At 66.6% G+C, this 12166-nt stretch carries 10 protein-coding genes; 2 read left to right on the forward strand and 8 right to left on the reverse strand.

The genetic code is table 11. The features are described from left to right. Positions 1 to 52 precede the first annotated feature (52 nt). A complete protein-coding gene (xth, locus tag AC1Z3W_RS30970) occupies positions 53 to 829 on the forward strand; it encodes an exodeoxyribonuclease III (protein ID WP_199866617.1) in 777 nt (258 codons plus the stop codon). A 21-nt stretch (positions 830 to 850) separates the two neighbouring features. Here xth and AC1Z3W_RS30975 read toward each other — a convergent pair whose 3' ends face one another. From AC1Z3W_RS30975 to glnA, 4 genes are all read right to left on the reverse strand, one after another. Then, on the reverse strand, positions 851 to 2962 hold the full coding sequence (locus AC1Z3W_RS30975; protein WP_483509242.1) for a prolyl oligopeptidase family serine peptidase: 2112 nt from the start codon (positions 2960 to 2962) through the stop codon (positions 851 to 853). Between the two features lie 80 nt (positions 2963 to 3042). Then, on the reverse strand, positions 3043 to 4569 hold the full coding sequence (gene ntrC, locus AC1Z3W_RS30980; protein WP_057929172.1) for a nitrogen regulation protein NR(I): 1527 nt from the start codon (positions 4567 to 4569) through the stop codon (positions 3043 to 3045). A 46-nt stretch (positions 4570 to 4615) separates the two neighbouring features. Further along, positions 4616 to 5758, reverse strand: a complete 1143-nt coding sequence (gene glnL, locus AC1Z3W_RS30985) for a nitrogen regulation protein NR(II) (protein WP_175824984.1) — start codon at positions 5756 to 5758, stop codon at positions 4616 to 4618. Positions 5759 to 5919: 161 nt separating this feature from the next. Beyond that, entirely contained in the window at positions 5920 to 7335 is a 1416-nt protein-coding gene (glnA, locus tag AC1Z3W_RS30990) for a type I glutamate--ammonia ligase (RefSeq protein WP_057929170.1), read from the reverse strand. Between the two features lie 406 nt (positions 7336 to 7741). On the opposite strand from glnA, the gene AC1Z3W_RS30995 reads away from it, so the two are divergent. After that, entirely contained in the window at positions 7742 to 8206 is a 465-nt protein-coding gene (locus tag AC1Z3W_RS30995; protein WP_057929169.1) for a rhodanese-like domain-containing protein, read from the forward strand. Positions 8207 to 8342: 136 nt separating this feature from the next. On the opposite strand, the gene AC1Z3W_RS31000 is transcribed toward AC1Z3W_RS30995, so the two are convergent. The 4 genes from AC1Z3W_RS31000 to AC1Z3W_RS31015 all read right to left on the reverse strand — a co-directional run bounded on the left by AC1Z3W_RS31000 (position 8343) and on the right by AC1Z3W_RS31015 (position 12074). After that, the gene (locus AC1Z3W_RS31000) at positions 8343 to 9158 is read right to left on the reverse strand and encodes a molybdopterin-binding protein (protein WP_175824985.1); all 816 of its coding nucleotides are present in this window, start codon (positions 9156 to 9158) and stop codon (positions 8343 to 8345) included. Then, positions 9155 to 9982, reverse strand: coding sequence for an EI24 domain-containing protein (locus AC1Z3W_RS31005; RefSeq protein WP_057929167.1), 828 nt, complete (start codon positions 9980 to 9982; stop codon positions 9155 to 9157). The genes AC1Z3W_RS31000 and AC1Z3W_RS31005 overlap by 4 nt, the downstream gene beginning before the upstream one ends. 111 nt (positions 9983 to 10093) lie before the next feature. Beyond that, on the reverse strand, positions 10094 to 11068 hold the full coding sequence (locus tag AC1Z3W_RS31010) for a sterol desaturase family protein (protein WP_057929166.1): 975 nt from the start codon (positions 11066 to 11068) through the stop codon (positions 10094 to 10096). Between the two features lie 16 nt (positions 11069 to 11084). Beyond that, positions 11085 to 12074, reverse strand: coding sequence for a YVTN family beta-propeller repeat protein (locus AC1Z3W_RS31015; protein WP_057929165.1), 990 nt, complete (start codon positions 12072 to 12074; stop codon positions 11085 to 11087). Positions 12075 to 12166 lie beyond the last annotated feature (92 nt).

A 12166-nucleotide genomic window follows, 5' to 3' on the forward strand; every position in this document is an offset into this window, starting at 1 on the left:
TGCTCGCGGTAAGATGGCGGCCTTCGCATTCACCCCGCACGCACTCCCGTTCATGAAAATTGCCACCTGGAACGTCAATTCGCTCAACGTCCGCAAGCAGCACGTGCTCGACTGGCTCGCGCAAAGCGGAACCGACGTGCTGTGCCTGCAGGAACTGAAGCTGCCGGACGAGAAGTATCCGCGCGCCGATCTCGAGGCAGTCGGCTACCGCAGCTGGTTCACGGGCCAGAAGACCTACAACGGCGTCGCGATCCTCGTGCGCGACACGCTCGCCGTCGACGAATCGGACGTCGTGCGCAACATCCCCGGCTTCGACGATCCGCAGCAGCGCGTGGTCGCCGTGACGGTCGAAGGCGTACGCATCGTGTCCGCGTATTTCCCGAACGGCCAGGCGCCCGACTCCGACAAGTTCGTCTACAAGATGCAGTGGCTCGACGCGCTGCAAGCGTGGCTGAGCGCCGAGATGCAGCGCTACCCGAAGCTCGCGCTGCTCGGCGACTACAACATCGCGCCGGAGGATCGCGACGTGCACGACCCGGCGAAATGGGAAGGCCAGAACCTCGTGTCGCCGCAGGAGCGCGCGCACTTCGCGAAGCTGATCGAGCTCGGCTTCGTCGATGCGTTCCGCCGCTTCGAGCAGCCCGAGAAGACCTTCACGTGGTGGGACTACCGGATGTTCGCGTTCCGCCGCAATGCGGGGCTGCGCATCGATCACATCCTGCTGTCCCCGGCGCTTGCCGCCACCTGCACGGCGTGCGAAGTCGACCGCGTGCCGCGCACGTGGGAACAGCCGTCCGACCATACGCCCGTCATCGCAACCGTCAGCTGACCCACCCGCTCACGCCCGCGCTCAACCGCGCGCGGGCGCGAGATGGGCCCACAGGAAGCCGAATTCCGCCGCATCCGATTCGGCACGCTCCAGATCGTCGGCGCTGCCATGGCCGCCATCGGTGTTCTCCCAATACCACACCCGTTCGTGTCCGAGCACATGCATGCGCGCGGCCATCTTGCGTGCATGCGCGGGATGCACGCGATCGTCGCGCGTCGACGTGGTCAGCAGCAGCGGCGGATACACGACACCATCGCGCACGCGGTGATACGGCGAATAGGCTGCCAGCGCCGCGCCCTCGCGCGCATCGTCCGGATCGCCGTACTCGTCGAGCCACGCGGCGCCCGCATGCAGCTTCGGATAGCGTTGCATGTCGAGCAGCGGCACGCGGCATAGCACCGCGCCGAACAGCTCCGGACGCTGCACCATGCACGCGCCGACCAGCAGCCCGCCGTTGCTGCCGCCCTCGATTCCGAGCTGCACGGCCGTCGTCACGCCGGTGCGGATCAGGTCCTCGGCCACCGCGATGAAGTCGTCGAACGAACGCTGCCGATACTCGCGCTGCGCGTCGACGTGCCAGCCCGGCCCGAATTCGCCGCCACCGCGGATGTGCGCGAACGCGGCGACGCCGCCGCGCTCCAGCCATGCGATGCCCAGTGCATCGCTATAACCCGGCAGGTTCGGAATCGCGAAGCCGCCGTAGCCTGACAGCAGGCACGGCCGCGCGACGCGCACGCTGCCGTCTGGACGATCCTCTCCATCGAGTGCGTCACGCGGCCCGATCAGCGTGTACGGCACCACCGTGCCGTCGCGCGAGCGGGCATTCGCGCGACGCACGACGAGCCCGGCCGCATCGAACCGCACCGGCGGCCGGTCGAGCAGCACGCGGCGCGACGGCGCGTCGGCCGCGCGATCGTCCAGATCGGCGAGCCAGCATTCGGGTGGGTCGAGATAGGTATCGACGTCCACGTACACGTCGTCATTCAGCATCGACTCGACCGGCTCGACGTCGATCTGCGCATCGCCCGGCCAGTCGAACGGCCGCGCATCCCACGTCCACGCGCCATCCTCGCGCTGGTGCGGCTGCCACAGCATCGTGCGGTTGTGCACGTCGTCGAGCCAGCTCGCGATCAGCATCGTGCGCGTATGCGTCCACGTGCACGCGGACGTCGACGGCCGCGGCTCGAACAGCGTCGTGACTTCACGCGACCCGGCCAGAAAAGCCTGCTCGCGAATCGCGAGCAGCGAGCCGCCCGCGTGACGCACGCTACCGCAGTCCCAGTCGAGCCGCGGCTCCAGCACGAGCCAGCCCTCCCAGAAGCCGACCTCGACGTGTGTCGGCACGTCGTAGCGCGCCCACTCACCCGCGTCGGTCAGCCAGTACGCATGTGCGTCGAAGAAATCCACGCTACGCCACGCGACGTGGCGGCCATCGATCGGATCGAACCACGCGCCCGCGCTGATGTCGTCGGGTTCGCCGCGAAACACGACCGGCGCATCGGCGAGCGGCGTGCCGCGTACCCAGCGGCGCGCATCAAACGGATAGCCGGCCGCGGTCGCATGCGCTTCGCCGCGATCCCAGCTCACGTAGACGGTATCGCGGTCGATCCAGCCGACCGTGTGATGCCCCGGCTCGTCGATCGTGAAACCGTCGTCGACGAAACGGCGCTGCACGAGATCGAACTCGCGCACGACGACCGCATCCGCGCCGCCCGGCGACAGCGACAGCAGCGCACGGTCGCCGTCCGGGTACAGGATCGCGTCCTGCTCGAACACCCAGGATTCGCCCTCCTGCGCGCCAAGTGCGTCGACGTCGAGCAGCGTTTCCCACTCGGGCCGGCCCGCGCGCCAGTCGTCCCAGTGCGCGCGGCGCCACAGTCCCTTCGGGTGGAGATCGTCCTGCCACAGGTCGTACGCCCAGTCGCGCCAGCGGGTCGGAATCACCGGACGTTCGCGCGGCAGATACGCCTGCGCGAGGCGCGCGGCGAGCGCGCGATATGCATCGTCGTCGCGCAGCGCAACACGCGTGCGCGCGTTCTGCTCGTCGACCCACGCGCGGGCGCGCTTGCTGTCGAGCGCTTCGAGAAAACGGAAGGGATCGGCCCCGGCGGGCCAGCGGAAGGAATCGGACATGACGGGTACGCACGTGACGGCAAACCGCGATTATGTCCGATCGCGGCATGCGCGATGCCCGCGCATGCCGCGACGGATGCTCAAGGCTCCAGATGCAGTTCCTGGATCTTGCGCGTGATCGTGTTGCGGCCGATGCCGAGCCGCTCCGCCGCCTCGACCTTGCGGCCACGCGTGAAGTCGAGCGCCTCGCGGATCACGGCCGCCTCGAAGCGGCGCGCGAGTTCGTCCATCACGTCGGCAGAATTCTCGCGCAACAGCCGCGCGACTTCGGTACGCAGCCCGTTTTCCCACATCGGATAACCGGCCGGCGCGCCGTTCGGCGCGGCCGCGACGGGCGCGGCCGTCAACGGCACCGCACCGGCCGCCGGCTGCACGCGTGCCACGTCGCCACCGCCGACGCTCGCGCCGCCGTGCGCATCCGCGCCATCGGCCGTCGCCGTCACCGGCGCACCCGCCGGCACGAGATCGGGCGGCAGGTCCTTGATCTCGACCGTCTGCGCGGGCGCCATCACGGTCAGCCAGTTCGCGAGGTTCTCGAGCTGCCGTACGTTGCCGGGAAACGGCAACGACGTCAGGTACGCAAGCGCCTCGTCGGACACGCGCTTCGGCTCGACGCCGAGATCGCGCGCGCTCTTTTGCAGGAAGTGGCGCGTGAGCAGCGCGATGTCCTCGCTGCGTTCGCGCAGCGGCGGCAGCCGCAGCCGGATCACGTTGAGCCGGTGGTAAAGGTCCTCGCGGAACAGCCCCTGCCGCACGCGCGCCTCGAGATTCTGGTGCGTCGCGGCGATCACGCGCACGTTCGCGCGCAGCGGGTTGTGGCCGCCGACCCGATAGAACTGCCCGTCCGACAGCACGCGCAACAGGCGCGTCTGCAGATCGAACGGCATGTCACCGATTTCGTCGAGGAACAGCGTGCCGTTCTCGGCCTGTTCGAAGCGGCCCTGGCGTGTGGTCTGCGCGCCGGTGAACGCGCCGCGCTCATGGCCGAACAGTTCCGATTCGAGCAGGTCCTTCGGAATCGCCGCGGTGTTCAGCGCGATGAACGGCCCGTTCGCCCGTGGGCTGTGACGGTGCAGCGCCCGCGCGACGAGCTCCTTGCCGGTGCCCGATTCGCCGGTGATCAGCACGGTCGCGGCCGAATGCGACAGGCGGCCGATCGCGCGGAACATGTCCTGCATCGCGGGCGCCTGGCCGAGCATCTCGGGCGCCTCGGCGACGCGCTCGTCCTGCGGCGCGCCGCCGCGCAGGCTTTCCTCCACCGCGCGGCGGATCAGCTCGACTGCCTTGTCGACGTCGAACGGCTTCGCGAGATATTCGAACGCGCCGCCCTGGAATGCGGCGACGGCACTGTCGAGATCGGAGAATGCCGTCATGATGATGACGGGCAGGCCCGGCAGGCGCTCGTGCATCGCCTGCAGCAGCTCGAGGCCGGAGCCGCCCGGCATCCGGATGTCGGACACGAGCACCTGCGGCGTCTCGTGATCGAGCGCGGCCAGCGCGTCACGCACGTTCGCGAAGCTCTTCGTCGCGAAGCTGTCCCGGGCGAGTGCCTTCTCGAGCACCCAGCGGATCGATTGATCGTCGTCTACTATCCAGATCGGCTTCATAGGTCGGTCAGATATTGGGGAATCCGGTGAATCGCCATGCCGCCACTCAATGGTCGAGCGGCAGCAGGATCTGAAATTCGGTACGTCCGGGCCGGCTCTCGACCTCGATCATCCCGTCGTGCTGCTGCACGAACGTCTGCGCGAGCGTGAGGCCGAGGCCGCTGCCGTCGTCGCGCCCGGACACGAGCGGGTAGAAGATCCGGTCGCGGATCTCTTCCGGAATGCCGGGGCCGTTGTCGACCACGTGCAAGTCCAGTGCCAGCCTGTACAGGCGCTTCGCGATCGTCACCTTGCGCGCGATGCGCGTGCGCAGCTCGATCTTCGCGTCGCCCTGCGCGATCCGTTCGCGCAGCGCCTGCGCGGCGTTGCGCACGATATTCAGCAGCGCCTGGATCAGCTGCTCCTTGTCGCCGCGCAGGTCCGGCACGCTGACGTCGTAGTCGCGCTCGATCGTGAGCCCGCGCGGAAATTCCGCGAGCATCACCGCGCGCACGCGTTCGCACACTTCATGAATGTTCACGTCGCCGACGATATGCGGATGCCGGTGCGGCTCGAGCAACCGGTCGACGAGCGTCTGCAGGCGGTCGGACTCCTTGATGATCACCTGCGTGTATTCGCGCAACTCGCCGCGCTCGCGCTCGCTCAGTTCGAATTCGAGCAGCTGGGCTGCGCCGCGAATGCCGCCGAGCGGGTTCTTGATCTCGTGCGCGAGGTTGCGGATGAGTTGCTTGTTGACCGCGGTCAGGTCGTGGATGCGCTCTTCGCGATCGGTGCGCGACTGCCGTTCGTTCTCGAACAGCTCGACGAGCACGAAATCGGGCGCGGTCTCGAGGAAGCCGACGATCGCATGCACGTGCAGCGCTTCGTGGCCGGGCCGGTCGAGCACCGTGTCGAGATGCGTCGCGTGAAAGCGCTCCTCGCCGATCGCGGTGATCGTCGACGCGAGCTCGTTCGCGTTCGGAAAAATCTCGCCCCACGGCCGCTGTGCGAGCTGCCGGCGCGAGATGTCGAGCATCGCCTCCGCGGACGGGTTCGCGAACGCGACCCGCAGCGTCTTGCGATCGAGCACGAGCACGACCGTCGGCAGCGCCTCCAGCCCCGCAAGCAGGCCCGAGCGCGCGAGCCGCTCGTCTTCCGTCAGTCGCTCGGGCTGCCCCGTCTTCGCCTTGATCAGATTCTTCAGAGCCATCTTGCGTGTCGTCGCGCCCCAGCGGGTCGGAAAATGAAAATTGTCGGAACAAAAAAGGGACGGCTGGACGCCGTCCCCTTTCAGACTCCGCGGTTCCCGCCGCAGGCCGCGCGACGGGAACGAACCGGCATGATGGCGCTGAATCGAAGCGCCATCGCCGATTACAGCGAGTAGTACATCTCGAACTCGATCGGATGCGTCGTCATGCGGAACTTCGCCAGCTCCTGCTCCTTCAGCGCGAGGTACGCATCGATCATGCCGTCGGTGAACACGCCACCGCGCGTCAGGAACTCGCGATCCTTGTCGAGCGCTTCCAGTGCCTGGTCGAGGCCTGCGCAGACGGTCGGGATCTTTGCATCCTCTTCCGGCGGCAGGTCGTACAGGTTCTTGTCCGCGGCTTCGCCCGGATGGATCTTGTTCTGGATCCCGTCGAGGCCGGCCATCATCAGCGCCGAGAACAACAGGTACGGGTTCGCCATCGGATCCGGGAAGCGCGTTTCGATACGGCGGCCCTTCGGGTTCGACACGTGCGGAATGCGGATCGATGCCGAACGGTTGCGTGCCGAGTACGCGAGCTTGACCGGTGCTTCGAAGTGCGGAACCAGACGCTTGTACGAGTTCGTCGTCGGGTTCGTGATCGCGTTCAGCGCGCGAGCGTGCTTGATGATGCCGCCGATGTAGAACAGCGCCAGTTCCGACAGGCCGGCGTAGCCGTTGCCCGCGAACAGGTTCTGGCCGTCCTTCCAGATCGACTGGTGAACGTGCATGCCCGAACCGTTGTCGCCGACGACCGGCTTCGGCATGAACGTCGCCGTCTTGCCGTACGAGTGCGCGACGTTATGGATGATGTACTTCGACCATTGCGTCCAGTCGGCGCGCTCGACCAGCGTCGAGAACTTCGTGCCGATTTCGTTCTGGCCCTGGCCCGCCACTTCGTGGTGGTGCACTTCGACCGGGATGCCGAGCTGTTCGAGCAGCAGGCACATTTCCGAACGCATGTCCTGGAACGTGTCGACCGGCGCGACCGGGAAGTAGCCGCCCTTCGTGCCCGGACGGTGGCCCGTGTTGCCGCCTTCGAATTCCTTGGCCGAAGACCACGGTGCTTCTTCCGAATTGATCTTCACGAAGCAGCCCGACATGTCCGTATTCCACTGGACCGAGTCGAAAATGAAGAATTCCGGTTCCGGACCGAAGAAGGCCGTGTCGCCGATGCCCGTGCTCTTCAGGTAGGCTTCCGCGCGCTTCGCGAGCGAACGCGGGTCGCGCTCGTAGCCCTTGCCGTCGGCCGGCTCGACCACGTCGCAGGTCAGCACCAGCGTCGACTCTTCATAGAACGGGTCGATGAAGGCAGCGTTCGGATCCGGCATGAGCAGCATGTCCGACGCCTCGATGCCCTTCCAGCCGGCGATCGACGAACCGTCGAATGCATGGCCGCTCTCGAACTTGTCTTCGTCAAACGCCGAAACCGGCACCGACACGTGCTGTTCCTTGCCGCGCGTATCCGTGAAGCGGAAATCGACAAACTTGACGTCCTCGTCCTTCACGAGCTGCATGACGTCGGCGACGGTTTTACTCATAACCTCTTCTCCTGATTGAACAATTCCGGCGGACTGGTAACCGCCTCGTTTATCGAGCTGCCCGGAGTCTGGCTTTGGCGCAGCGCGCCCCGGGTCGACCGAATTCTATATAGCAGCAACCGTGCCAGCCATGCACAGAAGCGACATGAATCGCGCCAGACCGCGCCACGGCAGGGCCCGTCTGCGCGATTCCGGGGCCGGGCGCCACATCGGCGGTCGCCCAAGCGCACTGCAACGGTGCAAATAACAGGGTGAGCCGGCGCGGCAGAATCATTCTGGTGCATGCGCGCCATTCTGCACTTTTTTGGTGAACCTGTGCGCTGTGCACGCGCCGCAGGGTACGCGGACATTCGCGCGACGGCGCCGCGCTAGAATGTTTGTTTGACCGATACGGAGACCTCCTGCCATGAGTACGCTCGACCAGCTTTACGCGAAGGCCGAAGAACGTCGCGTCCAAGGCGCGCTCAACTACGCCGGCGCACTGCTGCCGGCCGAGGCATTCGAACTGCTGCAGCTCGACCCGTCGGCGCGCCTCGTCGACGTGCGCACCCGCGCCGAGCTCGACTGGATCGGCCGCCCGCTCGTCGGCGACGGCCAGTACCTGCACCTCGAATGGACGCGCTACCCGGGCGGCGTGCCGAACGCCGAATTCATCGACGAACTGAAGGCGGCCCTGCCGGCCGATACGCCCATCCTGTTCCTGTGCCGCAGCGCCGCGCGCTCGAAGCTCGCCGCGGTCGCGTCGTCGCAGGCCGGCTTCACGAAGGCCTTCGACCTGCTCGAAGGCTTCGAGGGCGGCAAGGACGCCGAGGGCCACCGCAAGACAGTCGACGGCTGGTGCTTCCGGAAACTGCCGTGGATCGGCGCCTGACGGCACCTGCGTTCACGCACGCCCGACTGCGACATCGTCGAGCCGGGCAATGACATCCCGATGACGGGCCGCGTTGCGCGGCCCGTGCCTTTTGTGCGGCCCGCCTGCCGGGCCATGCGATCGATGCGCGCCCCGCTCAGGCGCGCGGCGCGTCCGGTTCGACCACATCGCCGCCGAGCAGATGCACGCCTTCGCGCAGCTTCACGAACGCGGCCGCGACCGCTTCCGGCTCGCCCTTCACGCCGAGATCGATATGCCGGCGCGCGTAGATCCCGCCGCGCTCGGCATCGCCGACGCTCGGCAGGCTGAACACGCGCACGCCCGGGAAATCGCGCTCGATCTTCTCCATCAGCGGCGTGAGCGTCGACTCAGGCAGTTCGAACACGTACAGCGAGCGCTCCGCGTGCGGCGTTGCGTGATGGAGATGCTGGTACTTCGTGTCGAGAACCCATTCGATCATCGGCCACGCCATCACCGGGAAGCCCGGCACGAAATGGAGATCGCCGACCGAGAAACCGGGAATCCGGTTGTAGCCGTTCGGGATGATCGCCGCGCCCACCGGAAATACGCCCATGTTGAAACGGTGCTGGTTTTCCGGCGACTCGAAGTCGACCGGTGTGGCCGGATCGGCATGCGTCTCGCGGATGCGCTCCGAAATCAGCAGCTTCGCTTCGGGATGCAGCTCGAGCGGCACGCCGAGCGCGGCGGCCGCGCACTGGCGCGTGTGGTCGTCGGGCGTCGCGCCGATTCCGCCCGTGGAGAACACGATGTCGCCGGATGCGATCGCGCGTGCGAGCGTCGCGGTGATCCGCGCCGGATCGTCGCCGACGTATTCGGCCCAGTCGAGCGCGAGGCCGCGCGCGCCGAGCAGCGCGATGACCTTCGCCAGATGCTTGTCCTGCCGGCGGCCCGAAAGGATTTCGTCGCCGATGATGATGATGCCGATGCTCATGCCTGCCCCATGTCGATTGCGGTGGCGCGCGCGCTCGCGCGCAGGTCGTCCAGCGCGCGCAGGCAATAGTGCCCGAACCATAGCGCCGAGAAGACGAGGATGAAAGCGTAAACCCAGATCATGGCCGCCGCCACGAACGGAAACAGCACCATCATCCAGACCGACGACACCCAGACGAAGGTCGGAACGGTGCCGAGCAGCCCGGTCGCGACGCCGATGCCGATCAGCGGCCAGCGATGCTGGCGCACGAGCGCGCGGCGCTCGTCGCGGCTCGCGTGCTGCGCGAGCGCGTCGTAGGTCATCACGCGGTATGTGAGCCAGCCCCAGATCACGGGCGGCAGCAGCGCAAAGAACGGCGGAATCAGCCACAGCGGGATCGTGACGACGAGCAGCACGACGCCGACGATCGCCGCGCCGAGCGAATTGAACACGCTGCCGAAAAACGTGCCGCCCCGCTTCGCCTCGAGCGCGGCGAACTGCCGGTTCGACAGGTGCTTGATCACGACCGGCATCGAGATCGTCGCGATCAGCAGCAGCACGGTCAGCACGATCAGCGGAATCGCGAGCGACACGACGACGAACGGCGCGACGACCGCATGCAGCTGCGACATCCCGACCGCGTCGAACATGCGGTACAGCGCGGCCGTCAGCACGAAGCCGTCGAGCGCGCCGCGCGCGGCATCGATCAGCGTCTGCCACGAGAACCACAGCACGACGCCCCACAGCAGCGCCGAGACGACGAACGGCATCAGGGTGAGCCACAGCATGCGCGGGTGCAGCGCGCTGGCGAACGCCCGGACGAAGGAGCGCAGCAAGTCGTTCATGCGAACCTGTATCGACGGAGAAAAACCGGGAAAGGATAAACCACACGGCCCGCATGCGCCAAAGCGCATGCGGGCCGTGCGGGAATGCCGTTCAACGGAAGCGTGATCGGGTCAGGCCGACGCCGCGCCGCGCTTCGCGGGAACGAGACGCCGGAAGATCCGCACGAACGCGAGGCCGTGCTGCGCCCAGAAGCCGTCGCCGTAGGACACGCCTTCGACCTGCTCGCGGATGCCGGTCGGCTCGACCGTGCGGTTCCACGATGCGGTGCCGAACATCATGTCCCACCACGGGAACAGCACGCCGAAGTTGCAGCCATACTTGGTACCCTCGTGACCGTAGCCGACCGCATGGTGGCGCCGGTGGAAGGTCGGGCTCACGAGCAGGCGCTCGCCGAGCCAGCCGAACGACAGCCGCGCATTCGTATGCTGGATGCTCTGCAGGAAGTTGGTGACCGCGGTCAGCACGACGAATTGCGACGGCGTCACGCCGATCACGAGCGCGATCGCCGCGAAGAAACACGACTGGATCACGTCGTCGAGCAGGTGGTTGCGATCGTCGCACCACAGCGACATCTGCCGCTGGCTGTGATGCACCGCGTGCAGTTCCCACCAGATGCCGAACTTGTGCTGCCAGCGGTGATACCAGTATCCGGCGAAGTCGAGCACGACGAGGTAGATCGTGAACGCGACGATCGGTTGCGAGGTCACGCCCGGCCACAGATAGTCGAGGTTGAAGTTCGCGACGCCGTGCAGGCGCAGCCACGACTGGAAATTGTCGAACACCGGCTGCAACGCGAAGAAGAAGAACAGCGTGTAGATGCCGAGCTTCGAGATCGCCGTATAGATCACGTCGACCCGCACCGCGCGGCGGTTCGTCCAGCGCTCGACGGGCGCGAGCGCCTCGAGCGGGCGCAGCAGCGCGAACATCAGCACCATCTGCAGCGCCCCAACGATCACCCAGTACAGTGCGTCGTAGGTGTCCTCGTCATAGTCCATCAGGTTGAACTTGAAGAGGAGCGGCTGCACGACGTCAACGTACAGCCAGGTCTGGATGTCCGACACGAACGCGTCGATCAGGTGCAGCATCGTTCGCCTCCGCCCGTCACGCGCCGTTGGCAGCCTTCCACGGCGCGCGGTCGTAGAAGTAGATCCCGTGCGGCGAACGGCCGACGGAGATCGTCTGCACCAGCTTGCGCGATGCCAGATCGATGATACCGACCTTCTTCGCGAAGCGGAACGTCACCCACAGCGTCTTCTTGTCGGCGGACAGCTCCATGTCATCCGGCCCCGGCAGCAGGCCGGTGATGTCGCCGACGTTGGTGAGCGTGTTCTCGTCGATGATGCTGATCGTGTTCGCAACCCGGTTGGTGACCGCGACGTGCGTGCCGTCGGCGAGCGAGCGGAAGTTGTGCGCGCCCTTGCCCGTATAGATCTGCTTGACGATCTTCTGGTTGCGCCAGTCGACCACCGCGACGTAATCCGCGCCGGTCATCCCGACCAGCAGGAACTTGTCGTCCGGCGTAAGCCACAGGCCGGCCGGCACCTTGCCGACCTTCATTTTCCACTTGACCGTCTGCGTCGCGAGGTCGACCGCCGCAATCTCGCCGGACACCTGCAGCGACACGAGCACGGTCTTGCTGTCCTTCGTGAACGCGAGGTGGCTCGGCATCACCGCGAGCGGCAAGCGCTTCACGAGATGCAGGTCGCGGCCGTCGTAGCCGTAGATGTCGAGCCGGTCGAGGCGCAGCCCGGTCGACACGAACCACTTTTTATCGGGCGAGAAGCCGAGCTGGTACGGATCCTCGATGCCTTCGACCGTGCGCTGCAGCTTGCCGGTCTTCGGATCGACGAACATCAGGCTGTTCGAAACCGAATTCGCGACGATCAGCGACGAATTGTCCGGCGTCGCCATCAGGTGGTGCGGCTCCTTGCCGGTCGGCATCGTGCCGACGACCTGGCGGGTCTGCTGGTCGATCAGGGAAAGCGTCGCTTCGGCCGAATTGAGGATGATCACGTTATTCGCGTGTGCGGCGGGCGCCAGCACGGCGGCGGCCAGCGCGAGCGTGCGGCCGAAGGAAAGGAAAGTGCGCATGAAGACTCACGTCGTGGAACAACAGTCATTGTAAAACGCTCGGCCGGCCCTGCCGGTTGACGGAAGTCGGTATTGCGCCACTTCGACGCATG

Source organism: Burkholderia sp. 10_S31 (assembly GCF_056930375.1).